Genomic DNA, 26457 nt, shown 5'->3' with positions numbered 1-26457 from the left:
TGCCGATCCGCGAGAACAAGGCGCAGGAAATCTACATCGTGATGTCCGGCGAGATGATGGCGATGTATGCCGCCAACAACATCTCCAAGGGCATTCTGAAATACGCCAATTCCGGCGGCGTGCGCCTGGGCGGCCTGGTCTGCAACGAGCGCCAGACCGACAAGGAGCTCGAGCTTGCGGAAGCGATGGCCAAGAAGCTCGGCACCCAGCTGATCTACTTCGTGCCGCGCGACAACATCGTGCAGCACGCCGAGCTTCGCCGCATGACGGTGCTGGAATACGCGCCCGACTCGGTCCAGGCCGGTCACTACCGCAACCTCGCCGAGAAGATCCACAACCATGGCGGCAAGGGCATCATCCCGACCCCGATCACCATGGACGAGCTCGAGGACATGCTGATGGAGCACGGCATCATGAAGCCGGTCGACGAAGCCGTCGTCGGCAAGACCGCCTCCGAACTCGCGGCCATGTCGGCCTGAGCCCTCACGCTCTCCGGCCCTTCGCAAGAGGGCCGGAGACCTTTTAGCGAACGCAAGACGGCAGGTGCAAAGGTCTCGGCAGCAATGATCGTCACGGAACCACGTGATCCATCGGTCGACCCGGCAGCGGCCTCGTTGCCGCCCTCGGTGCGGCCCAACGACGATGGTGATTGCACGGCCGGCGCGGCGGCGACCTATTTCATGCTCACCGGTTGCGACCCCGCCACCACTGAAATCAAGCAAGATAACAGCTTCGATCAGCACGTCCTGGCATCGATCCTGGCCGTGGCCGCAACGGAAGGCCGTTCAGTTGCGGAGCGGGCGGGATTGTCGGCCCAAGATCTTTCTACCCTCGTCGCGCAATGGTTTCCCTTTGCTCAAGGCGTCGTTGCCGCATGGTCGACGCCATCAGGACAAGCCGAAGACGAGGAGATCGCCATGGTGCGTGATCTCCTGCTGGCGCAACGCTCGAACAAGGATGACGTCTCGGGATGGCTTGCCGCGATGATTGCGCGGCGCGCGATGGAGCCCAATCACTTGTGGGAAGACCTGGGTCTGCGCGAGCGGCCCGAACTGACCCGCCTGCTGACGCGCCACTTCGCGCCGCTCGCGGCTCGCAACACCAAGAACATGAAATGGAAGCGGTTCTTCTACCGCATGCTCTGCGAGGATGACGGTTTTGTGATGTGCGCGACCCCTGTCTGCACGCAGTGTAATGACTTCGACCTTTGCTTCGGCGAGGAGAGCGGCGAGAGCCGGATGGCCGAGCGACGTCGCGAAGTCGCTTTGCGCACAGCCGAACTCTCCGTCGGGACCGAACCCTCCCGTTCCCCGGAGCAGCGCCCATGATGCTGAGCCCATGGGTCGACGAGATGTTAGAACCCGACGCTGCCGACGCAAGGGCGGAGAGTGGCGCGCCGTCCGAACTGATTTTCGGGGCGAGGGGTGAAAGTGCGTTCCGCCAGGGCTGCGAGGAATTGCTGCGTCAGGCAGGCCTGCGGCCCACTCGCCAGCGTCTGGTGCTGGGCTGGCTGCTGTTCGCCAAAGGCGGCCGCCACCTGACCGCGGAGATGCTGCACGCCGAAGCGACTGCGGCCAATGCTCACATGTCGCTGGCGACTGTCTACAATACGCTGCACCAATTTACTGAGGCAGGCCTCTTGCGCCAGATCGGTGTCGATGGATCAAAGTCCTTTTTCGATACCAATCCCACCGCGCACCACCACTTCTTCGTCGACAAGGAAGAGAGGTTGTTCGACATTCCCGAACCGGGCGCGCTGATTGACAAGCTGCCGGAGCCTCTTCCGGGCTACGAGGTCTCGCGCGTCGACGTGATCGTCCATCTGCGACGCAAGCAAGCCGCTTCTGGCTGACATATATTTCATGGCGTGAGATCGAAGCGTCGCGTTTGCGACGCTGTCATGATTCCGACAAGGCATCGGTTTCCGGAAAGTCATTGATTACCAATTGCTTGAGCGGCTGGCATGCGGGTTGCTCTGATCTCGTCAGAGACCCCAATGACGTGGTGCCCCATGCCTGACAACAAGAGACCAGCCGAACTGCGTCCCCACTCTGCCGCCGTCGCGGCGGCGAAACTTCCGCCCGTGATCCTCAACGACACGACGCTGCGCGACGGCGAGCAGGCGCCGGGCGTTGCCTTCACGACCAGGGAAAAGGTCGCGATCGCGACCAGCCTCGCGCGCGCCGGTGTTCCGGAGCTGGAGGCGGGTACGCCTGCGATGGGGCGCGAAGAGATCACGGCGATCCGCGCCATCGTCGAGGCAGGACTGCCGCTCACCACCATTGCCTGGTGCCGCATGCGGACAGAAGACGTCGACGCAGCGATCGCCTCGGGGGTCTCGATGGTCAATGTCTCGGTGCCGGTCTCCGATGTGCAGATCGCGGCGAAACTCGGCGGCAAGCGCCAGACCGCATTCGAGATGATCAAGCGCGTCGTCGGCTATGCCCGCGACAAGGGCCTTGCGGTCGCGGTGGGAGGCGAGGATTCGTCCCGCGCCGACGTCGATTTTCTGGTTGAAATCGTCGCCGCCGCGAAAGCTGCCGGCGCCCGACGGTTCCGCGTCGCCGATACCCTCAGCGTGCTCGATCCCGACGCCAGCTGCGCGCTGCTTGCCGCATTGCGCGCGACCACCGACCTCGAACTCGAGTTTCACGGTCACGACGATCTCGGTCTCGCCACGGCCAATACGCTGGCGGCGATCAAGGCTGGAGCCACTCATGCTTCGGTGACCGTGATCGGGCTCGGCGAGCGCGCCGGCAATGCGCCGCTGGAAGAGGTCGCGGTGGCGCTCCGCCAGCTTTACGGGCGTGAGACCGGAATCGTGCTGTCCGAACTCGGCAGCGCGGCCGCGGTGGTCGCGGCGGCCGCCGCGCGCACCATCCCGCTCAACAAGGCCATCGTCGGAGAGCACGTCTTCACCCACGAGTCCGGCATTCATGTCGACGGGCTGCTCAAGGATCAACGCACCTACCAGTCGCTCGATCCTGTGTTGTTCGGCCGCACCAACCGGATCGTGATCGGCAAGCATTCAGGCCTCTCGGCCATCACCTCGCTGCTGGCTGAGCTTCGCCTGCAGGCGAGCGTGGACGAGTCGCAGAGAATTCTCGGCCGTGTACGTGAATACGCGGTTTCGCATAAGGGGCCGGTGGCGAGCGAGACGGTGAAACAGATCTGGCGCGAAGTTCGCGGCCAGGTGCTTCCCAGTTGCGCTTGAGGTGGCCATGACCGATATAGCAGACGTCCCGGCCACCGATCCGATCGCAATCTCCGCGCCGCGAAAGCCTTCGCTGCTGCGGTTGATCAGGGAGGACGTGGCGTGTGTTCGTTTGCGCGACCCGGCCGCGCGTAGCGAGCTGGAGACGCTACTGACCTATCCCGGCATCCATGCGCTGATCTGGCATCGGCTCGCGCATCGGCTGTGGGAAGCGGACTGGCGTTTTCCGGCGCGCCTGCTGTCGTGGTTCGGCCGTTTCGTCAGCAACGTCGATATCCATCCCGCGGCGCGGATAGGCAGGCGCTTCTTCATCGATCACGGCGCCTGCGTCGTGATCGGGGAGACCGCCGAGATCGGCAACGACGTGACGCTGTATCACGGCGTTACGCTCGGCGGTACCTCGTGGTCGCCGGGCAAGCGCCATCCCACCCTGGCAGACCGGGTGGTGGTGGGTGCTGGGGCAAAAATCCTGGGGCCAATCACGATCGGACCGGGCACCCGTGTCGGCGCCAATTCGGTTGTGATCGAGAGCACACCGCCCGAGGTGACGGTCGTCGGCATCCCTGCAAGGGTGGTGCGGCCAGAACTTAGCCATCGCCGCGTGGTCGGCCGGATCGATCTCGATCACCATTTGATGCCGGACCCGGTTGGCGAAGCAATATCCATCCTGCTGGACCGCGTGGAGTTTCTGGAGGCGCGGCTGGCGCATGTCCAGAAGCGGTTGCGCGAGGGCAGCAGCCCGGCACCGGATAACAAGGATGCATCCTTGTTGCACGGCCACGTTATAGACCGGAATTGAAGGGGAAGAACGATGAGTTCGCCGTTACCGGGTGGCGCGGGTATCCTCGCCCAGTTGCAACAGGCCTCTTCGGCCGAAGATTTCTTCACGCTGCTTGGCGTCGAGTATGACGCCAGGCATGTAAACGTCGTCCGCCTGCATATCCTCAGGCGCATGGGGCAATACCTCGTCAGCGAGAATTTCGACGGGCTTTCGGATGAAGCGGTCAAGGAGCGCTGCAAGGCCGTGCTTGAGCAGGCCTATGCCGATTTCATCGAGTCCTCGCCGCTGGACCAGCGCGTGTTCAAGGTCTTGAAGGATGCGGTGAAGCCGGCGAAGCCGCCCGTCTTCGTGCCGCTCGCCACGCTGAAGTGAGCCCCCGTGTCGTGTTTCCGACGCATGTCGGATTGTCCTGTCTGCAGGCTCTCCGACAGCGGCGCAGAATCGCCGGATCGTGCGTCTAAGTAGTTGTCTTGATAGCGATATTTTATCCGGGCGGCGATTGGTACGGCACTTGCTATTCCCTTGATGGCGCCTCAGTGAGGTTCGGAGCGATAGCATGCACATCGTCGTCTGCATCAAGCAGGTTCCCGACTCGGCACAGATCCGTGTCCATCCCGTGACTAACACGATCATGCGCCAGGGCGTGCCGACCATTATCAATCCCTACGATCTGTTCGCGCTTGAGGCGGCACTGTCGCTGCGCGACAAATTCGGCGGCGAGGTCACGGTCCTCACCATGGGGCCGCCCTCGGCCGAGGACAGTCTGCGCAAGGCGCTGACCTTCGGCGCCGACCGGGCGATCCTGCTTACGGACCGGTTCTTTGCCGGCGCCGATACGCTGGCCACGACCTACGCGCTCGCCACCGCCATTCGCAAGATCGGCGACACTTATGGCGCGCCGGATATCGTGTTCACCGGAAAGCAAACGATCGACGGCGATACCGCCCAGGTCGGTCCCGGCATCGCCAAGCGCCTCAATATGCTGCAGCTCACCTATGTCGCCAGGATCGGTACGCTCGATCTTGCCGCGCGCACTGTCGAAGTCGAGCGGCGCTCGGAGGGCGGGGTGCAGATCCTGCGCACCAGGCTGCCCTGTTTGATCACCATGCTGGAGGCGACCAACGAGATCAGGCGCGGCGCGATGGCCGATGCGTTGCGTGCCGCGCGCGCCGAGATCGTCAAATGGAGCGCGCAGGATGCGGGCGTCGAGGACATCGCGAAATGTGGACTGCGCGGCTCGCCGACCATCGTCAAGAAGGTGTTCGCGCCGCCGCCGCGCGCCGACAGGGCCGCACGGATCGAATTCGGCAGCGAACCGCCGGCCGAGGCGCTGATCAACGAACTGTTCAAGCGGCAGCCCAAGCTCGAATCCGAACTCGTCGCGCTGGCGCGCGGATTTTAACCGACCGAAACGGAAACCAGGGCGATGAGCGAACCGACCAAAGCACCAGCACCCGCCGGTCGCGCCGCGACCAAGAAGGAACTGCCGGAGCACTTCAAGGCCTACAAGCACGTCTGGGTGTTCGTCGAGCAGGAGCGCGGACAGGTCCATCCGGTATCCTGGGAATTGATGGGTGCGGGGCGGGCACTTGCCGACAAGCTGAAGGTCGATCTTGCTGCCGTCGTGATCGGGCCGCAGGGCGAGGCAACACAACAGGCGGCCGCCGAAGCGTTCCGCTACGGCGCCGATCTGGCCTACGTCGTTGCCGACAATTTGCTCGCCGATTATCGCAACGAGTCCTACACCAAGGCCCTGACCGACGTCGTCAATACTTACAAGCCCGAGATCCTGCTGTTGGGGGCGACTACGCTCGGCCGCGATCTCGCGGGTTCGGTGGCGACGACGCTGCTCACCGGCTTGACGGCCGACTGCACCGCGCTCGACGTCGATACCGACGGCTCGTTGGCCGCCACCCGGCCGACCTTCGGCGGTTCGCTGCTTTGCACGATCTACACGCTCAACTACCGGCCGCAGATGGCAACGGTGCGCCCGCGTGTGATGCCGATGCCGGAACGATTGGAACGTCCGATCGGCCGCATTGTCAATCATCCGCTTGGCCTGGTCGAAGACGACATCGTCACCAAGGTGCTTTCGTTCCTGCCTGACCGTGAATCCGACAAGTCGAATCTGGCCTATGCCGATGTCGTGGTTGCCGGCGGGCTCGGGCTCAGTTCGCCGGAGAATTTTCAACTGGTGCGCCAGCTCGCCGCCGTGCTTGGCGCGGATTACGGCTGTTCCCGCCCGCTGGTCCAGAAGGGCTGGGTCACCTCCGACCGGCAGATTGGGCAGACCGGCAAGACGATCCGGCCGAAGCTGTACATCGCCGCCGGAATATCGGGCGCGATCCAGCATCGGGTCGGCGTGGAGGGCGCGGATCTCATCGTTGCCATCAACACCGACAAGAACGCGCCGATTTTTGACTTCGCGCATCTCGGAATCGTCACCGATGCGATCCGGTTGCTCCCCGCACTGACGGAAGCGTTCCGCAAACGCCTGTCGCCGCATTCGCGCGACCGGATCGCGAGCTAGAGGAGGCCGCCATGATCGATGAGAGATTTGATGCCATCGTCGTCGGTGCCGGCATGGCGGGAAACGCCGCCGCGCTCACGCTGGCCCAGCGCGGCCTCAAGGTGCTGCAACTGGAGCGCGGTGAATATTCCGGGTCGAAGAACGTCCAGGGCGCGATCCTCTATGCCGATATGCTGGAGAAGCTGATTCCGGATTTTCGCGAGGATGCGCCGCTCGAACGTCATCTGGTCGAGCAGCGCTTCTGGATGATGGACGACCGCTCCCATGTCGGGCTGCACTACCGCTCCGACGATTTCAACGAGGAGCGTCCGAACCGCTACACCATCATCCGCGCCCAGTTCGACAAATGGTTCTCCTCCAAGGTGCGGGAGGCAGGCGCGATCGTGCTGTGCGAGACGACCGTGACCGAGCTCGCAAAGGATGCCTACGGCCGGGTGATTGGCGTGCGCACCGACCGCTACGATGGCGAGGTGCATGCCGATGTGGTCGTGCTGGCCGAGGGTGTCAACGGCTTGCTCGGCACGAAGGCCGACCTGCGCGCGCGGCCGCGGCCCGACAATGTCGCGCTTGCGGTCAAGGAGATGCACTTCCTGCCGCGCGAGACCATCGAGGCCCGCTTTAACCTGAAGGGCGACGAAGGTACCGTGATCGAGGCTGCCGGCACCATCTCCAAGGGCATGACCGGCATGGGCTTCATCTATGCCAACAAGGAATGCGTTTCGCTCGGCATTGGATGCCTGGTGGCGGATTTCCAAAGCACCGGCGAGACGCCATACGGCCTGCTCGAGCGGTTCAAGCAGCACCCGTCGGTAGCCCCGCTGATCGAAGGATCGGAGGTCAAGGAATATTCCGCCCACCTCATTCCGGAAGGCGGCTACAAGGCGATCCCTCAGCTCTATGGCGAGGGCTGGGTCGTGGTCGGCGACGCCGCCCAGCTCAACAACGCGATCCACCGCGAGGGTTCGAACCTCGCGATGACTTCGGGAAGGATTGCCGCAGAAGCGATCTTCCAGGTCAAGTCGCGGCGCGACCCCATGACCGCGGAGAATTTGTCGCTCTACAAGAAGATGCTGGACGATTCCTTCGTCATCAAGGATCTCAAGAAGTACAAGGATATGCCGCAACTGATGCACATCCAGTCGCAGAACTTCTTTCTCACCTATCCGCAGCTTGTCTCCAAGGCAATGCAGAATTTTGTCCGGGTCGACGGCACGCCGAAGGTGGAGAAGGAAAAGAGTATGCTGCGCTCGTTCGTCGAGGCACGGTCGTGGACAGGCTTGTTTGGCGATGCGTTCCGGTTTGCGCGGGCGTGGCGGTGACCGGAGCGCGGAATTTTTGAAATAGATGGGCTTGGCAATGGAGATCGTAACATGACGACCGAACTCTCTGTGCGCGTCGAGGACAAGCTGTTCTACAACCGCTATCTCGTCGATACCGGCCGAGCCCATATCAAGGTGCGGCCGCATACGTCGCCGACGCCGGCGCTCCTTAGCCTGCTCAAGGCCTGTCCCGCGCGCTGCTACGAGCTCAACGACAAGGGCCAGGTGGAGGTCACGGTGGACGGCTGCGTGGAATGCGGCACCTGCCGGGTGATCGGCGAGCCGGGCGGCGACATCGAATGGAGTTATCCACGCGGAGGCTACGGCGTGCTGTTTAAGTTCGGTTGACCACTCGTAACGCGCGGGGTCCGGCGATCAAGGCGAGTTGAGGAGAGGGCAGACATGAATGGCCTTTCGTTGGCATTGCAGTCGGGCAGCATCCTGCTGCGGGAGGGAATCGAGGCGATGCTGGTCATCGCCGCACTGGCCGCCTTCCTCCGCCGGGGCGGAGCGACCACCGAATTGAAGGCGATTTATCTCGGCACCGGTACGGCCATCCTCGCCAGCGTGCTGGCCGCGATCGTATTCGACGTCTTCCTGGGAGGGGCCCACGAAGACCGGCTCGAAGCCGCCGTGATGTTGCTGGCATCCGTGTTGATGCTCTACACGAGCGGCTGGCTTTTTCTGCGGCAAAACCCGGGAGCCTGGAATGCAACCCTGCAGCTTTCGGCACGCCGCGCGATGTCATCGGGCACCTCGCTCTCGCTAGCGTTGATTGCATTCCTGGCGGTGTTTCGCGAGGGCGGCGAGACCGTCCTGTTCCTGCACGCGCTCGCCCGATCGAGCGGCGGCTGGAACGCCGGCCTTGGCGCCGGACTGATCGCGGCCACCGTCTGTCTTCTTCTGCTGTACGGCGCGGCGCAAGGGCTGGCGTTTCGCCTGCCATTGCGCCCGGTCTTCCTGTTGACGTCGGCATTTCTTTTTCTGATGGGGCTGCGCTTCATCGGTGGCGCCATTCAGGAACTGCAAGAGCAGGCGATGCTTCCCTATGACAGCGTGACCGTGCCGGATTGGCTGGTATCGCTCGGGGTCAATCCGACCTGGGAGGCGCTCGGAGTACAGCTGGCCGTTGCCGTCCTCGCGGTGGGGAGCATCTTGGCGATGTCCGGGCGGCACCCGGTGTCCGCGGTTGCCATGGATTAAGGCTCGTAAAGGGCAGGTTCAGCTATGATCGGGCTTGCCGATCTGATGCTGGGAATATTGTTCAAGGCCGATCTTGTTGACCAGATCGATCTGCGCTTCGAGGAAGTCGATATGATTTTCTCCAGCGGGAGTATTGAGGCGCAGGACGATCCGATCCGGGCTAGCGGTTGCAGGACCCGCGCCGGACGAAAAGCCCGAGTCACACTTCTTGTCACAGCCTCCCAAGGCGTGATCCATGATATTCTTGATCGTCCCGACACAACGGCCGCATTCGACTTTGCACCCCAGACAGCCATACACCTGATGAGCCGTGCGCGGCAACTCGTCCGCGGTCCTCATGGCTGAGCGAATGTCGTAGTCGGTCAGGATATTGCAGGAGCAGACGATCATGGAGGGCACAATTCCCGGCAGGGGCCATATGGAATTCAATGCAAGCGATATGCCATGGGATTCGACCTCGCGATGACCTGAGAGGGCTCGCCTCGAGTCCGAAGTATTCTCCTCTGTCCCCGCAGGCGGGCGGCGTTTCGATTATTTCAATCGTCGGATCCGTCCGGCCCCGATACGAGCGAGACGCCCTTGATCTGGGCAAAGATGTTCATGCCTTCAGCAAGTTCAAGAAGATCCCATGACCGCAATGTTATTCTCGCCAGCATCTGCTGAGAAGGACTTCCCGGTCCGAGCGCGAGCACGACGATGACCTCGCCGGGCCCGGCCGAGGATTTGGCAACGATGCGCGCCGGCAGCACGTTCAGTATAGAACTTTCGTGCGGGACACTTCGGGCAAGGCTGACGTCACTCGCGGCGATCCGCAGGCGTTGCCGCCTGCCGATGGCGACAGGCGGCGCGGGTATTTGCAGCTGGCACCCGTCGATGCGCAGCCTCAGCAGCCCGTAGCCGGAATCATATGCCTCGACGGTAGCGTCGAAGCTGACGGCGGCGTCCCGTGCGCGGGCGAGCGGCAGCGTCGGATCGCTTTGCAGGACGTGCAGCGGCCCGGCCGCTACGACCTTGCCCTCATGCATCAGAACGAGATGATCGGCAAGCCGCTCGATCTCTGCAATGTCGTGACTGATGTAGATCACCGGAAGCGACAGCCGTTCGTGCAGGCGCTCGAGGAAGGGCAGGATTTCGTTCCTGGTCAGATGATCCAGCGCCGACAACGGCTCGTCCATCAGCAGCAGTTTCGGTTGTGATAGCAGCGCGCGGCCGATCGCGACGCGCTGGCGTTCGCCACCCGAAAGATTTTGTGGCGACCGATCCAGCAAATGGCCGACACCGAGCAACTCAATCACCTCGTCAAAGCCGATGCCATCCGGCGCAGGGGCGCCGCGCGGCGCGCCATACAGCAGGTTGCGTTTGACCGAAAGATGCTGAAACAGGCTGGCTTCCTGGAAAACGTAGCCGATTGGTCTCTGGTGCGGGCGCCGGAAGACCGATTGATTCTGCCAGATATCGCCTTCGATCGTGCAGGTGCTTCCGGGCAGGTGCTGAAGGCCGGCCAGGCAGCGGGCCACCGTGGTCTTGCCGCAGCCGGAGGGACCGAAAATCGCAGTGACACCCGTGGCGGGTGCGGCGAAGCAGGCGTCGAGCGCAAACCGCCCGAGCGAACCGCGGAAAGCGACCTGAATCCGATGCGGGTCACACGCTGTCATGTCCGCAGCCCTGCGCCGCGCTTTTCGATCAGTGTCATTGTCAGGATCACCGCGAAGGCGAAGATTACCATGCCGCCGGCCAGGATATTCGCTTCGCGCCACTGCGAGGCCTCGACATAGTCGAAGATGGCAACCGACAGCACCTTGGTCTGCCCAGGGATGTTGCCGCCGATCATCAGCACCAGACCGAATTCCCCCACGGTATGGGCGAAGCCGAGCACCGCGCCGCTCAGGAAGCCCGGACGCGCGAGCGGCACCGCCACCGTCCAGAAGGCGCGCCGCGGCGAGGCGCGCAGGGTGGCCGCGACCTCTAGCGGTCGATCGCCGATCGCGGCGAACGCATTGCGGATCGGCTGCACCACGAAGGGCATGGACTAGAGAACCGACCCGAACACCAGGCCTTCGAAAGTGAATGCCAGCGTTCGTCCGCCCCAAAGGCCGGCAATCCATCCGCCCGGGCCATTCGGGCCGAGTGTGACCAGGAGATAGAAGCCGAGCACGGTTGGCGGCAACACCAGGGGCAGGGCGATGATGGTCGCAACACCCTCCTTCCACCACGCCTTCGATCGGGCCAGCCACCACGCGATCGGAGTTCCGACGATGAGGAGGATCACGGTCGCAATCGCTGCAAGCTCGATCGTGAGCCGCACCGATTGCCATATGTCGGGAGACAGGGTGCCCACGCCGTTCAGCTTTGCCCGTCGAGCACGTAGCCATATTTTTGGATGATCACGCGCGCTTCCTGTCCGTTGAGGAAGGCGATGAAGGCGACGGCGGCCTCGTTGTCGGCGCCGGCCTTGAGCAGTACGGCATCCTGCCGGATCGGCGAATAAAGCTCTTGCGGCACCATCCAGCGCGAACCGGTTTCCGGTCCCGTCAGCTGCGACAGTGCGACGAAGCCCAGTTCGGCATTGCCGGTTTCGACGAATTGATAGGCTTGCGTGATCGTTGCACCTTCGACGAGCTTCGGCTGCAGCGTCTCGTAGAGTTTCAGTGCCTTCATCGCCTCGACCGCCGCCGCGCCATATGGCGCCGCGACGGGATTGCAGATAGACAGCTTGGCAAAGGATGCGGCTTTAAGGGTCTCCTCGCCCTTCACGACGCCGGGTGTCTTGCTCCACAGCACGAGTTTGCCGATGGCATAGGTGAAGCGGCTGCCGGGGACGGCCAGCCCGTCGTCATCGAGCTTTTTCGGGCGGGCATCGTCGGCCGAGAGAAACACCTGAAACGGCGCGCCCTGCGTGATCTGGGTATAGAACTGTCCGCTGGCGCCGAAGCTGAGTATGGCTTCGTGACCAGTCTTCGCCTTGAATGCTGCGGCGATCTCCTTGGCCGGTTCGGTGAAGTTGGCGGCGGCGGCCACGTTGGTCTGTGCCGCGGGCACGTTGCTGCAAGTGAGAACCCAGGTCGCGATACTGACGGCGAGTTGAATGGATTTGGCATATCTCATTGTGAACTCCTCGTTCCGCTTCGGCGGACCCTGGTCCGCCCCGATGCCATGATCTGAGCAAGCCGCATGCCGCACTCATGTTGGTCCGGCGATTGCTTATCTGCTGGGGCGGCGGGGTATTTCAGTGAAGTCTGTTCAGGCCCCGGTGCCGCATTGTCGTATTTCCGACAATTGATGTCGTTGACGGGACATGAGACGGAGCTTGCCTGAAATGCTGCACCAAACTGCGTTTTCGCCAGATCGTCTGCACCCTGTCGAGTCTCTGAAGCCGGGAACTGCGCGACCGACGGTCGCGTCCCGCGCCGAGCTCGAGCAACTCCTCGCCGACGATGTTCCTTATGGCGACCTTACGACGGACGCGCTTGGCATCGGTGCAGCGTCCGGCGTGATGGAGTTCACTGCCCGTGACACCATGGTCCTTGCGCTTGCCGAGGATGCGGCGGCCATCGTTGAACTTGCCGGTTGTCAGGTAGATCTGCACGCGCCTTCAGGTGTCGTGCTTGATCCGGGATCGCCGATCTTGACGGCGCGCGGTCCGGCGTCTGCACTGCTGCACAGCTGGAAGGTGGCGCAGACCCTGGTCGAGATCTGGTCCGGCGTTGCCACGGAAGCCCGCGCGATCGTCGACGCCGCGAGAGCCGTCGCGCCCGGCATCGCGGTCGCCTGCACGCGCAAGAATGTTCCGGGCACGAAGCGCTTTGCGGTTGCGGCGGTGAAGGCAGGCGGAGCGGTCATGCATCGACTCGGCCTGTCGGAAACGGTGCTGGTCTTTGCCGAGCACCGCGCATTCCTGGGCAAGGAGCCGTTCGCCGGATTGGTCGAGCGGCTGAGGCGCGCGGCGCCGGAAAAGAAATTGGTCGTCGAGGTGGCCACGTTCGAGGAGGCCATTGTTGCGGCCGCAATAGGTCTTGACGTCATCCAGCTGGAGAAATTCGCGCCGGCGGAAATAGCCGCGCTGGTCGCACAGTTTTCGTTAATGGCGCGACCAGTCGTCGCCGCCGCCGGCGGCATTCACGCGGGAAACGTCGCCGCTTATGCGCAAGCCGGAGCGGATATCGTGGTCACTTCATCGCCCTATCTGGCGAAGCCGTGCGATGTTCACGTGAGAATCGGGCCAACGGACACGAAAAATGGTTGATCCGCCGGAGGGAACGCGAATGGCTTACCCTCGCGGCGTTTGACAGTTGGATCAGGAAGGACGCGCCGGACATTCGGCCGTCGATCGCGTTCGTTGTCCGCTTGCGAGGTCGTTTCTGGTGCAAGCCTGGTACGATCGGCATACACTGTTGCGCTGCTGCGCGAAATACATGAACCCGCCAGCCATACTGTCGCACGCAAGCGCAAATTGACCGGGAGCGCATTGCGCTACTACTCTTGCGCCAGCAGGCACAAATGGGGCGATGGCCATGGAACGGATCACGGCTACTCTCGATCAGGATCTGGTCGAAGAAATCGATCGCTTTCGAGCAGAGCGAGGCTATCAAAACCGCTCCGAAGCCTTGCGCGACCTGATACGGGCTGGCCTGCAGCAAGTGGTGCCCGAGCACGGAGGCGGCGCCTGTGTTGGAGCCCTGGTCTACGTCTATGACCATGAGGTCCGAACACTGGCCAAGAGGTTGACCACGGCTCAACACGACCATCACAATATCTCGGTCGCAACGCTACACGTTCATCTCGACCATCATTCCTGCCTGGAGGTTGCCGTGCTTCGCGGTTCGTCGTCCGATGTTCGGCACTTCTCCGAACACATCATCGCCGAGCGCGGCGTGCGGCACGGACGGCTGGTGGTTGTTCCCGTGGCGCTGGATGCGGAAGCGCACGGCCATGGCGGCGGCAAGCCGCATGCGCATGCCCATGCCCACGTTCGCCACGCCGGAAGGAAGTCAGCCGGCTGACCATCGATGGACAGTAGGTTTCCATCAATTGGGTGACGATCGCCGCCTTCCTCGCCCGACGACGTGTCCGGCGATTGGTTTGAATCCTTGAAATGATACGGGTTTCAGGCCCGGCAGCCGGACCACGGCAGCATGGCGCGCATCTTGCTGAACGTCCAGGTATGAGGATTGGCTCAAGTGCTCATACCAAGGGAGCCGTTCCGTGGGTAGCGCCAGGGGAGGCAAATGGCACAAGTAAGGGATAGCTCCACTGCCGGCGTCGCCAGCCTGATTCCGGCCGGCACCGCCGCCCTGTTCGGCGGACTGATCTTCGCCAATCTTGCTGCGTGGGCCTGGGCGTTCGCGGTCTTTGCCGACCGCCCGGCTGTCATGGGCACGGCCTTGCTGGCCTGGGTGCTTGGGCTGCGCCACGCGGTCGACGCCGATCACATCGCGGCAATCGACAACGTCGTGCGCAAGCTGATGCATACCGACGGTGAGCCGCGCAGCGTCGGACTCTATTTCTCGCTCGGCCATTGCACCGTGGTGGTGGCCGGCACGGTTCTCGTGGCGGTGCTGATGCAGTTCGACGGCAGCCAGCATATTGTCAGGGCCGTCGGCAGCATGATCGGTACCTCGGTGTCAGCTGCGTTCCTGCTGTTGATTGCAGCCGTCAATCTGGCGATTCTCGCAGGGCTCTGGCGGACCTTCTGCGCGGTCCGCAAGCGCGGCGGGCACGAGATCGAGAGCGTCGAAGAGCTCTCGGCAGAGCATGGCCTGCTGGGGCGTCTGCTGGGCCCGGCGTTTCGCATGGTCACCCGGGGCTGGCACATGTACCCGCTCGGCTTGCTGTTTGGGCTCGGCTTCGACACGGCAACCGAAATCGGCCTGTTGAGCCTGTCGGCGTCGGAAGCTGCGAGCGGCACTACTGTCGCGAACCTGCTCGTCTTTCCGGCGTTGTTCACCGCTGCCATGGCGCTGGTAGACACCGCGGACAGCGCACTGATGACCGGCGCCTATCGCTGGGCCTTCGTCGATCCGCTGCGCAAGCTCTGGTACAACCTGACAATCACCGCATCGTCGGTGATCGTTGCGGTTTTCATTGGCGGCATCGAGGCGCTCAACCTGATCAGCCAGCGGCTCGGGCTGGAGGGCGGTTTGTGGGCGGTCGTTGCCGCCCTCAACGAAAATCTCGCGAACTTCGGGTTTGTGGTCATCGGGTTGTTTGTGTTCGCCTGGCTCGCTTCGATCGCGATCTACCGCGTCGCATTCGATAGCCGCCGCGAGCGGACCGTCGCCGACCGCCGCGGTCGGGATGCGTGCGCCAATGCCGTCGAGGCATACTGATCCCGCCCGACGAGCCTGCCGATGCGCGGTCGCCGCCGCGCTCGTCGCGGGCTGCATTGCCTCCGGCGGCGGTACCGCCGCCATAGCGCATGATGCGCAGGAGGCCAGACCGCTCCCGGCGATCCAGGTGTCGCCCGATCCGCGGCCGCAGAAGAAACGCGCGAGTTCCAGGCCCGGAAAGCCCGTCACGGCCACCGGCCGGCCCGTTGTGTATATCTCGACGCCATCGCTCGACCCCTCCGGCGCGGTGCCGGGCCCGGGCAATGCGTCGGTCGCGGCGAGCCAGCTCACTGTCTCGGGGCAAGATCTCAGCCAGCGTCCGTTGACGCGGCCGGGCGAGATCCTCGAAGCCGTGCCTGGATTGATCGTGACGCAGCACAGCGGCGAGGGCAAAGCCAACCAGTATTTCCTGCGCGGCTTCAATCTCGACCACGGCACCGATCTGGCAATCTCGGTCGATGACGTGCCCGTCAACATGCGCACCCATGCGCACGGACAGGGCTATGCCGACCTCAACTGGTTGATGCCGGAAACGATCAAGGCGCTCGACGTTCGCAAGGGGCCCTATTACGCCGATGACGGCGACTTCGCCTCTGCGGGAAGTCTGCGCATCAGTCTCCTCGACAGCGTCGACAAGCCGGTCGCTCAGGTCACCGCCGGCAGCTTCGGCTACCGGCGCGGGTTCGGCATGGGGTCGGCCAAGGTCGGGGACGGTCAGCTGCTGGTCGCAGGCGAAGCCGGCACCTACAACGGTCCGTGGGTCAATCCCGACAATGTGCGCAAGCTGAACGGTCTCGTGCGCTACACCCAGGGAACGGCGCTCGAAGGACTTTCGGTCACCGGCATGGCCTATTCGAATGGCTGGAATTCGACGGACCAGATTCCACAACGTGCGATCGCTTCGGGACAGATCGGCCGCTTCGGCTCGGAAGATCCGAGCGATGGCGGCAAGGCCAGCCGCTTCGCGCTATCGGCGCGCCTGGCCACGACGGACGATACCGGGACGTGGAAGGCCAATGCCTTCGTCGTCAGGAGCGAGCTGGACCTGTTCAACAACTTCACCTACTTCCTCAACGATCCCATCTTCGGCGATCAATTCCATCAACGCGACAGCCGCGTCATAGCCGGCGCCAATGTTTCGCGCACGTTCTATGGCTCGTTTGCCGGTCTGCCGATGCAGACGGCGTTCGGCATCCAGAGCCGCTACGATGCCATCGATCTCGGCCTGGCCAACACCTGGCAGCGAAATATTCTGTCTGACATTCGAACCGACAGGGTCGGGGAGGGCAGCATCGGCGTCTACGCCCAGAACCACATCCACTGGACCGACTGGCTCAGGACCACGGCGGGCTGGCGCGGCGATTACTTCGATGCGCGAGTCAATTCGCTGCTCAATCCCAACAATTCGGGTCACGTCGCTGCCGCGATCGGCTCACCGAAATTCGGTGTGGCCATGGGGCCGTTCGCCCGGACCGAGCTGTTCCTGAACGCGGGCCTTGGCATGCACAGCAACGATGCCCGCGGCGCGACCATTGCCGAGCAGCCGACCGATCCCGCGGTGAAGCTTTCGCCGGTCCCGCTGCTGGTGCGTACGAAAGGCGCCGAGATCGGCGTCCGCAGCAAGCTGATCCCGGGCCTGGAGAGTTCGGTCAGCGTTTTCCTGCTCGACCAGGATTCGGAGCTGGTGTTCAACGGCGACAGCGGCGACACCGCGGCAAAACGACCCAGCCGGCGCCTTGGAGTCGAATGGACCAACAAGTATCGCCCCAATTCCTGGATCGCCGTGGACGCCGACCTCGCCGTCACGCGCGCCCGTTTCATCGGCTACGACGTCGATCAGGCGGCGGTCTACGCCTCGCTTGCCGACTTTCCGCAGGCCCAGATCGGCAACGCGCCCGGAAACTACGTTCCGAATGCGCCGGCGATGGTTGCCTCCGCTGGCATCACGCTTGGCGAGAAAACCGGTCCGTATGGCGGCTTGCGCTGGCGCTATCTCGGCTCCAGCCCGCTCACCGAGGACAACGCATTTCGCTCGCCGGCCGTCAGCATCTTCAACGCGCGCGCCGGTTACCGCGCAGACAACGGCTGGCGCGTTCAGCTCGACGTTCTCAATCTGCTGAATGCGAAAACGAACCAGATCACCTATGCCTACGGCTCGCTGATCAGGACGGACAGCCTCTACAACATGTGCCATCCGGTGCAACTGGCTCCTGCCGCCGTTTGTCAAAATGGCGTCATGGATTACGTGCTGCACCCGGTCGAGCCGCGCGCGCTCCGGATCACGCTGGCCGGCTCGTTCTGATCAATGACAAAGGGGCTGCGGATCACGCTATGAGCGACGGACTGGATCTTGGATTGTTCCGGCTGCACCCGCTACGGGAAGCCGTTCTCGGCGAGGTCCACGCGCGTCCGTTCACGCGTTTGGCGCCGTCGGTCGGCGTCGTCCGCTTTGCCTTCCTTGCGCAGGGCGAGGAAGCCGCCGTCGACCGGCGCGGCTTTGAGGAGTTCTGCCGGCAGCACGCGGTGGCCGCACCCGACCCGCTGGCCAAGCACCATCAGGTCATGATCGGGCCGGTCACGCTGCGCTGGGAGCAGCACTCGGAATTCGCGACGCTGACCTGGATCAGGGGCAACGCCGATGGCGCGGCCGCGCGCCGGTTCGGGGATGTCGACGAAAGCTTGCAGTCGCTGATCGCGGCACTGCCGCAGACGGGACGGCTGCTGGTTGCGATCAAGCTGGAAGTGGAGGAGGGGAAGTCGCCGCCTGAGCGCGCGGCGCAGCTGTTCGACAGGAACAGCCTTGCGATGGTCGCGGTCAGGAGCGGCGCGGGTGTCGTGGCATCGGATTTTCGAGCGGACGAGCAGGGCTTCACCCGGATCCTGATTTGCGACACGGGACTATCGCCTGAGGCGCTCGGCGCGCTGGTGCAGCGCGTGCTGGAGATCGAGACTTACCGCATGCTGGCGCTGCTCGGCCTGCCCGCCGCGCTCGACCTTGCGCCGTCCGTCGATCGTATCGGCAGCCGCCTGGTCGAGGTGTTGCAGGAAATGCAGGGTGCGGAGGAGCTCAAGCTCAACAACCGCCTGCTCGGCGAGCTGACGGCGCTGGCCGCCTCGCTCGAAAGCGGCGCGGCCGGCAGCCTGTTTCGTTTCGGCGCCAGCCGGGCCTATTACGAACTCGTGCAGTCGAGACTGGCGATTGTCGAGGGCGGCGAGATCCCGGGCTACCCGACCTGGTCGTCGTTCCTGGCGCGCCGGATGGCGCCGGCCATGCGCACGTGTGCGGCCATGGTAGACCGCCAGGCGAACCTGTCGGTCAAGTTGGCGCGCGCGGCCGACCTGCTGCGGACGCGTGTCGACGTCGAACTCGAGCAGCAGAATCGCGACCTGTTGCACTCGATGAACGAACGGACCAGGTTGCAGCTTCGGTTGCAGAGCACGGTCGAAGGATTGTCAGTGGCGGCGATCGGATATTACGTCGTCAGCCTGTTCGGATATCTCGCCAAGGGAGCACATGACGTCGGGCTGCCGGTCGAGCCGTCCTTCGCCAGCGCCGTTTTCGTGCCGGTTGCCGTCGTTGCGGTCTGGGTCATCATTCGCAACATCCGCAGGCATCACTTGAAGCGGGGCGGCGCTTCGATGGCGGAGGACTGAAGTTCCGTGGGTCAACGCCCTGCGTTTGTGGTAAAGGTCGCACCGATGGAGGAACGAAGGATGAGCCGAACCGGCGAGATGACCAATGTGCTCTGGCTGCAAGGCGCAAGCTGCGGCGGCTGCACCATGTCCGTCCTCGAAAGCGGTTCTTCCGGCTGGTTCGACGAGCTGCGGCAATCCGGCATCAACCTGCTTTGGCACCCTTCCGTCAGCGAGGAGACCGGCGAGGAAGTGCTCGCCGTGCTCAAAGCGGTGCGGGATGGAACGGTGCGCCTCGACCTGTTGCTACTCGAAGGCTCGGTCGCACGCGGGCCCGACAACACCGGCCGCTTCAACCTGCTCGCCGGCACCAACCGCTCGATCTACAGCTGGATGTGCGATCTCGCCCAGCGGGCCGACTATGTGGTGGCAGTTGGAAGCTGTGCGGCCTATGGCGGCGTTCCTGCGGCCGGGTCCAATCCGACCGACGCCGTCGGACTGCAATTCGAGGGTGGCGATCTCGGCGGCGCGCTGGGCGCAAACTTCAGATCGAGGCTGGGCCTGCCCGTGATCAATGTGGCGGGATGCGCACCCCATCCCGGCTGGATCATGGAAACGCTGCTGGCGCTGACCTCCGGGGATCTCGCGGTCACGGACCTCGACGCCTACGGGCGCCCCAAATTCGTCGCCAATCATCTCGCCCACCACGGCTGCTCGCGGAACGAGTTCTACGAATTCAAGGCGAGCGCCGAGACGATGTCGCAACGCGGCTGCCTGATGGAGCATCTCGGCTGCAAGGCGACCCAGGCCGTCGGCGACTGCAACCAGCGTTCGTGGAACGGTGGCGGATCGTGCACCAAGGGCGGTTACGCCTGCATTGCCTGCACGTCGCCGGGATTCGAAGGCGCGCAGAATTTCCTCGAGACGGCCAAGCTCGCCGGCATTCCGGTGGGATTGCCCACCGACATGCCGAAGGCCTGGTTCGTCGCGCTGGCGGCGCTGTCGAAATCCGCTACGCCTCGCCGCGTGCGCACCAATGCGACGTCAGATCATGTGGTCGTACCGCCCGGCCGCTCGGGCGGCAAGCGCGCGCCATGACGCGCATCACCATCGGTCCGTTCAATCGCGTCGAAGGCGACCTCGAGGTCCGCCTCGACGTCGAGGACGGGCACGTGGTGCGCGCCGAGGTGACGGCGCCGCTGTACCGCGGCTTCGAGCAGATACTGGAAGGCCGTCCGCCTCTCGATGCACTGGTGCTGGCGCCGCGCATCTGCGGAATCTGCTCAGTTTCACAATCGATCGCGGCGGCCACCGCGCTCCGGCAAGCGATGCGATGTGAAGCTGCACCCAACGGCGTGCTGGCGACCAATATCGCCCACGCGGCCGAGAATGCCGCCGATCACCTGACGCATTTCTACGTGTTCTTCATGCCCGACTTCGCGCGCGAGGCCTACGCAGGCCATCCCTGGCATGGCGCGACGGCGGAGCGTTTCGCAGCGACCCGTGGCAGCGCAGCGCGCGAGGCGTTGCCGGCGCGCGCGCGACTGCTCGCGGTGATGGGGATTCTCGCAGGCAAATGGCCGCACAGCCTCGCTTTCCAGCCCGGCGGCACGACGCGCGCGATCGACCTCGGCGAACGCGTCAGGCTGATGTCGATTGCCAACGGCTTCCGGTCGTTTCTCGAGCACATCGTATTCGGCGACACGCTTGAAAACGTGCTGGCGATCGCCGACGCGCGACAGCTGGATGATTGGCGCGCCGGCCGCGCCGGGGATTTCGCGCATTTCCTGACGATTGCCGACAGTCTCGATCTCGCCGGGCTCGGCAAGGGACCGGGATTGTTGATGAGCTATGGCGCTTACCACGATGGCGACGGCGCGCTGTTCCCGCGCGGCGTGTTCGGTCCGCACTCCCGGGTCGAGCCATTGCCGGTGACGCAAATTACCGAGGACGTCTCGCACGCCTGGATGAGGGACAGCGCGGGCGACCCCGCGCACGCCAACACGATTCCCCATCCCGACAAGCCCAATGCCTATAGCTGGTGCAAGGCGCCGCGCCTGTCCGGTGAGCCGGTCGAGGTTGGTGCGCTGGCGCGGCAGGCGGTGGCGGGCCAGCCGCTGGTGGCCGATCTGGTGTCGAAGGCCGGCAGCAACGTGCGCAACCGGGTGATCGCGCGGCTGATCGAGACCGCGCGCATTGCGATTGCGATGGAGCATTGGATCAGGGAGCTGCGGCTCTCGGATCCGTTCTGCCTGGACACGCACGCGATCGTCGATGGCAGCTCAATCGGATTGGTGGAAGCTGCGCGCGGCAGTCTCGGGCACTGGATCGTCGCCCGCGACGGCAAGATCGAGCGCTACCAGATCATCGCGCCGACGACGTGGAACTTCTCCCCCCGCGATTCCTCCGACGTCTGCGGGCCGCTCGAACAGGCGCTGGTGGGAACGGATGTCGGCGACGCCGGACCGCGCGCGGTTGCAATCCAGCACATCGTGCGCTCGTTCGATCCGTGCATGGTGTGCACCGCGCACTGAAATATATTTTGTGGAAACTACGTTGCAGTCTGCAATCGAATAGTTTCCGGCCGCGGCCCTTCCTCGCCTCTTTGTTGGTCGGCCTGGGTGCAGGGAAATTGGCAATGACTTGATTTGCCGCGAGTTTTTTCAAGCCGCCGATCTTGGCCTGCTTCTTGCTGTCCCCCAGGGCAATCGACCGGTGCCGGTCGAAGCGGAATCAAATGGGAGGGCTCATGGGCGCGGCAACAGAAACTTTCTACAGCGTGATCAGGCGTCAGGGAATCACGCGTCGGAGCTTCCACAAATTCTGCAGCTTGACGGCGACCAGCCTCGGGCTCGGTCCGCTGGCGGCGAGCCGCATCGCCAATGCGCTGGAGACCAAGCCGCGCGTGCCGGTGATCTGGATGCACGGTCTCGAATGCACCTGTTGCTCCGAGAGCTTCATCCGGTCCGCGCATCCGCTGGTCAAGGACGTGGTGCTTTCGATGATTTCGCTCGATTACGACGACACCATCATGGCGGCGGCGGGGCACCAGGCCGAGGCCATCCTCGAAGAGACCCGCACCAAGCACAAGGGCCAGTACATTCTCGCGGTCGAAGGCAACCCGCCGCTCAACGAGGGCGGCATGTTCTGCATCGACGGCGGCAAACCGTTCGTCGAGAAGCTCAAGATGATGGCGGAAGACGCCATGGCGATCATCGCCTGGGGCGCCTGCGCCTCCTGGGGCTGCGTGCAGGCGGCCAAGCCGAATCCGACCCAGGCCACGCCGATCGACAAGGTCATCACCAACAAACCGATCATCAAGGTGCCGGGATGCCCCCCGATCGCCGAAGTGATGACCGGCGTGGTGACCTTCATCACCACCTTCGGCAAATTGCCCGAGCTCGACCGCCAGGGTCGTCCGAAGATGTTCTATTCGCAGCGCATCCACGACAAGTGCTACCGGCGGCCGCATTTCGATGCCGGCCAGTTCGTCGAGGAATGGGACGACGAAGCCGCGCGCAAGGGCTACTGCCTCTACAAGATGGGCTGCAAGGGGCCGACGACCTACAACGCCTGCTCGACCGTGCGCTGGAATGGCGGCGTCTCGTTCCCGATCCAGTCGGGCCACGGCTGCATCGGCTGCTCCGAAGACGGTTTCTGGGACAAGGGATCGTTCTACGACCGCCTCACCAACATCAAGCAGTTCGGCATCGAGAAGAACGCCGATCAGGTCGGCATGGTCGCCGCTGGCGCCGTCGGCGCCGCAGTGGCTGCGCACGCCGCGGTAACGGCCGTCAAGCGGCTGGCGAGCAAGCGCGAAGGCGCGGCTCAGGATCAGTAATCGAATTTCAGGAAGATAACGATGGGCATTCAGACACCCAATGGGTTCAATCTCGACAATTCCGGCAAGCGCGTCGTCGTCGATCCGCTGACCCGGATCGAAGGCCACCTCCGCGTCGAGGTGAACGTCGATTCCAACAACGTGATCCGCAATGCGGTCTCGACCGGCACGATGTGGCGCGGCATCGAGACCATCCTGCGCGGCCGCGATCCGCGTGACGCCTGGGCGTTCACCGAGCGGATTTGCGGCGTCTGCACCGGCACCCACGCGCTGACCTCGGTACGCGCCGTGGAGAACGCGCTCGGCATCGCCATTCCGGACAACGCCAATTCGATCCGCAACATCATGCAGCTCTGCCTGCAGGTGCATGATCATCTGGTGCATTTCTATCACCTGCATGCGCTCGACTGGGTCGACATCGTCTCCGCGCTGAAGGCCGATCCGAAGGCGACCTCGGCGCTGGCGCAGTCCATTTCGTCATGGCCGCTGTCGTCGCCCGGCTACTTCAAGGATCTGCAGATCAGGCTGACCAAGTTCGTGGAATCCGGGCAGCTCGGCCCGTTCAAGAACGGCTACTGGGGACATGCCGCCTACAAGCTGCCGCCGGAAGCCAATCTGATGGCGGTGGCGCACTATCTGGAGGCGCTCGACTTCCAGAAAGACATCGTCAAGGTCCACACCATCTACGGCGGCAAGAACCCGCATCCGAACTGGCTGGTCGGCGGCGTGCCCTGCGCCATCAATGTCGACGGGGTCGGCGCGGTCGGCGCCATCAACATGGAACGGCTCAACCTCGTTTCCTCCATCATCGACCGCTGCATCGAATTCACCGAGCAGGTCTATCTGCCCGACGTCGCGGCGATCGGATCGTTCTACAAGGATTGGCTGTTCGGCGGCGGCCTGTCCGGCAAGAGCGTGATGTCCTATGGCGACATTCCCGAAAACGCCAACGACTATTCGGCGAAGAGCCTGAAACTGCCGCGCGGCGTCATCATCAACGGCAACCTCAACGAGGTGTTGCCGATCGATCATGGCGACCCCGCGCAGATCCAGGAATTCGTCACCCACTCCTGGTACAAATATGCCGACGAGTCGAAAGGGCTGCATCCCTGGGACGGCGTCACCGAGCCGAACTATCAGCTCGGCCCCAAGACCAAGGGCACCAAGACCGACATCAAGGAGCTCGACGAAGGCGGCAAATATTCCTGGATCAAGGCGCCACGCTGGCGCGGCAACGCAGTCGAAGTCGGTCCGCTCGCCCGCTACATCGTCGGCTATGCGCAGAACAAGCCGGAATTCAAGGAGCCGACCGAGAAGCTGCTCAAGACGCTCGGTCTGCCGGTCACCGCGCTGTTCTCGACGCTCGGCCGCACCGCGGCGCGCGCGCTCGAGTGCGAATGGGCGGCGAACGAAATGCGCTATTTCCAGAACAAGCTGGTGGCGCGCATCAAGGCCGGCGACACATCGACCGCCAATGTCGAGAAATGGAAGCCGGAGAGCTGGCCGAAGGAGGCCAAGGGCTACGGCTTCACCGAGGCGCCGCGCGGCGCGCTCGCGCACTGGATCAAGATCAAGGACACCAAGATCGACAATTACCAGTGCGTGGTGCCGACCACGTGGAACGGCTCGCCGCGCGATCCGAAGGGCAATATCGGGGCGTTCGAGGCTTCGCTGATGGACACGCCGATGGCCGATCCGGAGAAGCCGCTGGAGATTTTGCGGACGATCCATTCCTTCGACCCGTGTCTGGCCTGCTCGACCCACGTCATGAGCCCCGACGGGCAGGAAATGGCCAACGTCAAGGTGCGATAGGAGGCGGTCATGATCGATAGTAGTCCTCACGCCGTCACCGCGGATGTCGCGGTCGACGCCGCGCGCAGCGATCGCAGCGTCGAGCGCAACGTCGTCTATGTCTACGAAGCGCCGGTGCGGCTGTGGCACTGGATCAATGCCCTGGCGATCGTGGTGCTGGGCCTGACCGGCTATTTCATCGGCAGCGCCACGCCCACGATATCAGGCGAAGCGAGCGACAACTTCCTGTTCGGCTATGTCCGCTTCGCGCATTTCTCCGCCGGTTACGTGCTGACCGTCGGTTTCCTGCTGCGCATCTACTGGGCCTTCATGGGCAATCCGCACGCCAGGCAGATATTCTTCGTGCCGGTCTGGCGCAAGAGCTGGTGGGCGGAGGTGGCGCACGAGATCCGCTGGTACGCGTTCCTGACCGACAAGCCGAAGAAATATGTCGGGCACAATCCGCTCGCGCAGCTGACGATGTTCTTCATGTACACGGTGACCATCGCGTTCATGATCGTCACGGGCTTTGCGCTCTACGGCGAGGGCGCCGGGCACGACAGCTGGCAATACAGGCTGTTCGGCTGGGTGTTTGCGATCTGGCCGAACAGCCAGGACGCCCACACCTGGCATCACCTCGGCCTGTGGATCATCGTCACCTTCGCCATCGTCCACATCTACGCGGCCATCCGCGAGGACATCATGTCGCGCCAGAGCATCATCTCCTCGATGATCTCCGGCGAGCGCGAATTCAGGGATTGATGCCGTGGGCGCGAAGCGAATCCTGGTGCTCGGGATCGGCAACATCCTGTGGGCCGACGAAGGCTTCGGCGTGCGCGCGGTGGAGGAATTCCACCGCCGTTACGCCGTGCGGGACAACGTCACCATCCTCGATGGCGGCACTCAGGGGCTCTACCTCGTGAACTATCTCGAGGAAGCCGACCGCCTGATTGTGTTCGACGCCATCGACTATGGGCTCGAGCCGGGCTCGCTGAAGCTCGTTCGCGACGACGAGGTGCCGAAATTCACCGGCGCCAAGAAGATGAGCCTGCACCAGACCGGCTTCCAGGAAGTGCTGAGCGCAGCCGACCTGCTCGGCCGCTGCCCGCAGCATCTGGCGCTGATAGGCTGTCAGCCGCTCGATCTGGAGGACTGGGGCGGGCCGCTGACCGCTCCGGTGCGCGAGCGGATCGAGCCGGCGATCGCTATCGCCTGCGAGCTGCTGGCGGAGTGGGGATCGCCGCCGTCGCCGCGTCAGGTGCCGCTGGCGGAGCCCGATCGGCTGCTGGCGAACGACATCGACCATCTGCACTACGAGATGCGGCCGGCCTGACCGGCGCGCCGATCAATTCGCGAGTGTTGCCATGTGCCTTGGCCTGCCGATGACGATCGTGGAAACCGACGGCGTGTCGGCGCTGTGCGAATACTGCGGCGGGCAGCGCCGCGTCTCCGTGCTGCTGCTGTCCGCCCCGCCGGTCGGCGCCAAAGTCCTCGTCTATATCGACACCGCGATCCGGCTGCTCGAAGAGGAAGAGGCGCGCCTGATTGGCGCTGCGATCGAAGGCGTCGGCGCCGCGCTGAACGGCGAGGATTTCGACCGCTTCTTTGCCGACCTCGTCGACCGCGAGCCGCAGCTGCCCGAGCACCTGCGCTGAGCGGTTGACGCCGGGCGCTGGCCATCTGGAAGAAAACTTTCTAGTATGAAAAGAAAGTTTTCAGAAAATATGCAAAGCTGGCTTGCGGCAACCTCCTGCCTTCCGGTATGGCAAAAATTATAACGTAATATCAATATATTGCGTGATGGCAATTTGCTGTCCGA

At 63.7% G+C, this 26457-nt stretch carries 24 protein-coding genes and 3 pseudogenes; 23 read left to right on the top strand and 4 right to left on the bottom strand.

Features of this window, described 5'->3' with window-relative positions; all coding sequences use genetic code 11:
- The 11 genes and pseudogenes from nifH to ACT4OC_RS08230 form a co-directional block, all read left to right on the top strand.
- Positions 1–479, top strand: a pseudogene (nifH, locus tag ACT4OC_RS08280) (nitrogenase reductase); the annotation flags it as partial.
- Between the two features lie 84 nt (positions 480–563).
- Complete coding sequence (locus ACT4OC_RS08275) at positions 564–1328, top strand: nitrogen fixation protein NifQ (RefSeq protein ID WP_444838481.1); 765 nt, start codon at positions 564–566, stop codon at positions 1326–1328.
- Positions 1329–1351: 23 nt separating this feature from the next.
- On the top strand, positions 1352–1852 hold the full coding sequence (irr, locus tag ACT4OC_RS08270) for a Fur family transcriptional regulator Irr (RefSeq protein WP_444838486.1): 501 nt from the start codon (positions 1352–1354) through the stop codon (positions 1850–1852).
- Between the two features lie 159 nt (positions 1853–2011).
- Entirely contained in the window at positions 2012–3214 is a 1203-nt protein-coding gene (gene nifV / locus ACT4OC_RS08265; RefSeq protein ID WP_444838480.1) for a homocitrate synthase, read from the top strand.
- A gap of 7 nt (positions 3215–3221) precedes the next feature.
- A complete protein-coding gene (gene cysE / locus ACT4OC_RS08260; RefSeq protein WP_444838485.1) occupies positions 3222–4013 on the top strand; it encodes a serine O-acetyltransferase in 792 nt (263 codons plus the stop codon).
- A 12-nt stretch (positions 4014–4025) separates the two neighbouring features.
- Positions 4026–4367 (top strand): nitrogenase stabilizing/protective protein NifW, encoded by a 342-nt coding sequence (nifW, locus tag ACT4OC_RS08255; RefSeq protein WP_444838479.1) that lies wholly within the window; start codon positions 4026–4028, stop codon positions 4365–4367.
- A 184-nt stretch (positions 4368–4551) separates the two neighbouring features.
- Complete coding sequence (locus ACT4OC_RS08250; protein ID WP_444838478.1) at positions 4552–5397, top strand: electron transfer flavoprotein subunit beta/FixA family protein; 846 nt, start codon at positions 4552–4554, stop codon at positions 5395–5397.
- A gap of 24 nt (positions 5398–5421) precedes the next feature.
- Positions 5422–6525, top strand: coding sequence for an electron transfer flavoprotein subunit alpha/FixB family protein (locus tag ACT4OC_RS08245; RefSeq protein ID WP_444838477.1), 1104 nt, complete (start codon positions 5422–5424; stop codon positions 6523–6525).
- A gap of 11 nt (positions 6526–6536) precedes the next feature.
- A complete protein-coding gene (locus tag ACT4OC_RS08240) occupies positions 6537–7844 on the top strand; it encodes an FAD-dependent oxidoreductase (protein ID WP_444838476.1) in 1308 nt (435 codons plus the stop codon).
- Between the two features lie 51 nt (positions 7845–7895).
- A complete protein-coding gene (locus tag ACT4OC_RS08235) occupies positions 7896–8192 on the top strand; it encodes a ferredoxin family protein (protein WP_444838475.1) in 297 nt (98 codons plus the stop codon).
- 54 nt (positions 8193–8246) lie between these two features.
- Positions 8247–9047, top strand: a complete 801-nt coding sequence (locus ACT4OC_RS08230; RefSeq protein ID WP_444838474.1) for an FTR1 family iron permease — start codon at positions 8247–8249, stop codon at positions 9045–9047.
- A gap of 192 nt (positions 9048–9239) precedes the next feature.
- On the opposite strand, the pseudogene ACT4OC_RS08225 reads toward ACT4OC_RS08230, so the two are convergent.
- The 4 genes and pseudogenes from ACT4OC_RS08225 to modA form a co-directional block, all read right to left on the bottom strand.
- Positions 9240–9437: pseudogene (locus ACT4OC_RS08225) on the bottom strand ((2Fe-2S)-binding protein); the annotation flags it as partial.
- A gap of 146 nt (positions 9438–9583) precedes the next feature.
- Positions 9584–10702, bottom strand: coding sequence for a molybdenum ABC transporter ATP-binding protein (gene modC / locus ACT4OC_RS08220; protein ID WP_444838484.1), 1119 nt, complete (start codon positions 10700–10702; stop codon positions 9584–9586).
- Positions 10699–11385: pseudogene (gene modB / locus ACT4OC_RS08215) on the bottom strand (molybdate ABC transporter permease subunit). Before modB ends, modC begins: the two are co-directional and overlap by 4 nt.
- 5 nt (positions 11386–11390) lie before the next feature.
- Positions 11391–12152, bottom strand: a complete 762-nt coding sequence (gene modA, locus ACT4OC_RS08210) for a molybdate ABC transporter substrate-binding protein (RefSeq protein WP_444838473.1) — start codon at positions 12150–12152, stop codon at positions 11391–11393.
- Positions 12153–12363: 211 nt separating this feature from the next.
- Between modA and modD the strand changes: the two genes are divergently transcribed.
- The 12 genes from modD (at position 12364) to ACT4OC_RS08150 (ending at position 26293) form a co-directional block, all read left to right on the top strand.
- Complete coding sequence (modD, locus tag ACT4OC_RS08205; protein WP_444838483.1) at positions 12364–13290, top strand: ModD protein; 927 nt, start codon at positions 12364–12366, stop codon at positions 13288–13290.
- A 268-nt stretch (positions 13291–13558) separates the two neighbouring features.
- A complete protein-coding gene (gene nikR, locus ACT4OC_RS08200; protein WP_444838472.1) occupies positions 13559–14047 on the top strand; it encodes a nickel-responsive transcriptional regulator NikR in 489 nt (162 codons plus the stop codon).
- 225 nt (positions 14048–14272) lie between these two features.
- On the top strand, positions 14273–15373 hold the full coding sequence (locus tag ACT4OC_RS08195) for a HoxN/HupN/NixA family nickel/cobalt transporter (protein WP_444838471.1): 1101 nt from the start codon (positions 14273–14275) through the stop codon (positions 15371–15373).
- Positions 15354–17675: a TonB-dependent receptor gene (locus ACT4OC_RS08190; protein WP_444838470.1), complete on the top strand. Its 2322-nt coding sequence runs from the start codon at positions 15354–15356 to the stop codon at positions 17673–17675. Before ACT4OC_RS08195 ends, ACT4OC_RS08190 begins: the two co-directional genes overlap by 20 nt.
- A 29-nt stretch (positions 17676–17704) precedes the next feature.
- Positions 17705–19027 (top strand): DUF3422 family protein, encoded by a 1323-nt coding sequence (locus ACT4OC_RS08185; RefSeq protein ID WP_444838469.1) that lies wholly within the window; start codon positions 17705–17707, stop codon positions 19025–19027.
- A 60-nt stretch (positions 19028–19087) separates the two neighbouring features.
- The gene (locus ACT4OC_RS08180; RefSeq protein WP_444838468.1) at positions 19088–20104 is read left to right on the top strand and encodes a HupU protein; all 1017 of its coding nucleotides are present in this window, start codon (positions 19088–19090) and stop codon (positions 20102–20104) included.
- Entirely contained in the window at positions 20101–21540 is a 1440-nt protein-coding gene (locus tag ACT4OC_RS08175; protein ID WP_444838467.1) for a nickel-dependent hydrogenase large subunit, read from the top strand. The genes ACT4OC_RS08180 and ACT4OC_RS08175 overlap by 4 nt, the downstream gene beginning before the upstream one ends.
- Positions 21541–21755: 215 nt before the next feature.
- On the top strand, positions 21756–22847 hold the full coding sequence (locus ACT4OC_RS08170) for a hydrogenase small subunit (protein ID WP_444838466.1): 1092 nt from the start codon (positions 21756–21758) through the stop codon (positions 22845–22847).
- 21 nt (positions 22848–22868) lie between these two features.
- On the top strand, positions 22869–24659 hold the full coding sequence (locus ACT4OC_RS08165; RefSeq protein WP_444838465.1) for a nickel-dependent hydrogenase large subunit: 1791 nt from the start codon (positions 22869–22871) through the stop codon (positions 24657–24659).
- A gap of 9 nt (positions 24660–24668) precedes the next feature.
- Positions 24669–25400 (top strand): Ni/Fe-hydrogenase, b-type cytochrome subunit, encoded by a 732-nt coding sequence (gene cybH, locus ACT4OC_RS08160; RefSeq protein ID WP_444838464.1) that lies wholly within the window; start codon positions 24669–24671, stop codon positions 25398–25400.
- A 4-nt stretch (positions 25401–25404) separates the two neighbouring features.
- The gene (locus ACT4OC_RS08155; RefSeq protein ID WP_444838463.1) at positions 25405–25971 is read left to right on the top strand and encodes a HyaD/HybD family hydrogenase maturation endopeptidase; all 567 of its coding nucleotides are present in this window, start codon (positions 25405–25407) and stop codon (positions 25969–25971) included.
- 31 nt (positions 25972–26002) lie between these two features.
- Complete coding sequence (locus tag ACT4OC_RS08150; protein WP_444838462.1) at positions 26003–26293, top strand: HypC/HybG/HupF family hydrogenase formation chaperone; 291 nt, start codon at positions 26003–26005, stop codon at positions 26291–26293.
- Positions 26294–26457 lie beyond the last annotated feature (164 nt).

This window comes from Bradyrhizobium sp., from assembly GCF_052389815.1.
In the GTDB taxonomy this organism is placed as follows: domain Bacteria; phylum Pseudomonadota; class Alphaproteobacteria; order Rhizobiales; family Xanthobacteraceae; genus Bradyrhizobium.
The sequence above is the reverse complement of the archived record's forward strand: the minus strand, read 5'-3'. Positions and strand labels throughout refer to the sequence as shown.

Coding starts and splice junctions, on each gene's coding strand:
- ACT4OC_RS08150 (WP_444838462.1), top strand. CDS start 26,003: ATGTGCCTTGGCCTGCCGATGACGATCGTGGAAACCGACGGCGTGTCG.
- ACT4OC_RS08175 (WP_444838467.1), top strand. CDS start 20,101: ATGACGCGCATCACCATCGGTCCGTTCAATCGCGTCGAAGGCGACCTC.
- ACT4OC_RS08170 (WP_444838466.1), top strand. CDS start 21,756: ATGGGCGCGGCAACAGAAACTTTCTACAGCGTGATCAGGCGTCAGGGA.
- ACT4OC_RS08235 (WP_444838475.1), top strand. CDS start 7,896: ATGACGACCGAACTCTCTGTGCGCGTCGAGGACAAGCTGTTCTACAAC.
- ACT4OC_RS08195 (WP_444838471.1), top strand. CDS start 14,273: ATGGCACAAGTAAGGGATAGCTCCACTGCCGGCGTCGCCAGCCTGATT.
- cysE (WP_444838485.1), top strand. CDS start 3,222: ATGACCGATATAGCAGACGTCCCGGCCACCGATCCGATCGCAATCTCC.
- irr (WP_444838486.1), top strand. CDS start 1,352: ATGTTAGAACCCGACGCTGCCGACGCAAGGGCGGAGAGTGGCGCGCCG.
- ACT4OC_RS08180 (WP_444838468.1), top strand. CDS start 19,088: ATGAGCCGAACCGGCGAGATGACCAATGTGCTCTGGCTGCAAGGCGCA.
- ACT4OC_RS08190 (WP_444838470.1), top strand. CDS start 15,354: ATGCCGTCGAGGCATACTGATCCCGCCCGACGAGCCTGCCGATGCGCG.
- modC (WP_444838484.1), bottom strand. CDS start 10,702: ATGACAGCGTGTGACCCGCATCGGATTCAGGTCGCTTTCCGCGGTTCG.
- modD (WP_444838483.1), top strand. CDS start 12,364: ATGCTGCACCAAACTGCGTTTTCGCCAGATCGTCTGCACCCTGTCGAG.
- ACT4OC_RS08165 (WP_444838465.1), top strand. CDS start 22,869: ATGGGCATTCAGACACCCAATGGGTTCAATCTCGACAATTCCGGCAAG.
- ACT4OC_RS08230 (WP_444838474.1), top strand. CDS start 8,247: ATGAATGGCCTTTCGTTGGCATTGCAGTCGGGCAGCATCCTGCTGCGG.
- ACT4OC_RS08185 (WP_444838469.1), top strand. CDS start 17,705: ATGAGCGACGGACTGGATCTTGGATTGTTCCGGCTGCACCCGCTACGG.
- ACT4OC_RS08245 (WP_444838477.1), top strand. CDS start 5,422: ATGAGCGAACCGACCAAAGCACCAGCACCCGCCGGTCGCGCCGCGACC.
- nikR (WP_444838472.1), top strand. CDS start 13,559: ATGGAACGGATCACGGCTACTCTCGATCAGGATCTGGTCGAAGAAATC.
- ACT4OC_RS08275 (WP_444838481.1), top strand. CDS start 564: ATGATCGTCACGGAACCACGTGATCCATCGGTCGACCCGGCAGCGGCC.
- cybH (WP_444838464.1), top strand. CDS start 24,669: ATGATCGATAGTAGTCCTCACGCCGTCACCGCGGATGTCGCGGTCGAC.
- nifW (WP_444838479.1), top strand. CDS start 4,026: ATGAGTTCGCCGTTACCGGGTGGCGCGGGTATCCTCGCCCAGTTGCAA.
- nifV (WP_444838480.1), top strand. CDS start 2,012: ATGCCTGACAACAAGAGACCAGCCGAACTGCGTCCCCACTCTGCCGCC.
- ACT4OC_RS08250 (WP_444838478.1), top strand. CDS start 4,552: ATGCACATCGTCGTCTGCATCAAGCAGGTTCCCGACTCGGCACAGATC.
- modA (WP_444838473.1), bottom strand. CDS start 12,152: ATGAGATATGCCAAATCCATTCAACTCGCCGTCAGTATCGCGACCTGG.
- ACT4OC_RS08240 (WP_444838476.1), top strand. CDS start 6,537: ATGATCGATGAGAGATTTGATGCCATCGTCGTCGGTGCCGGCATGGCG.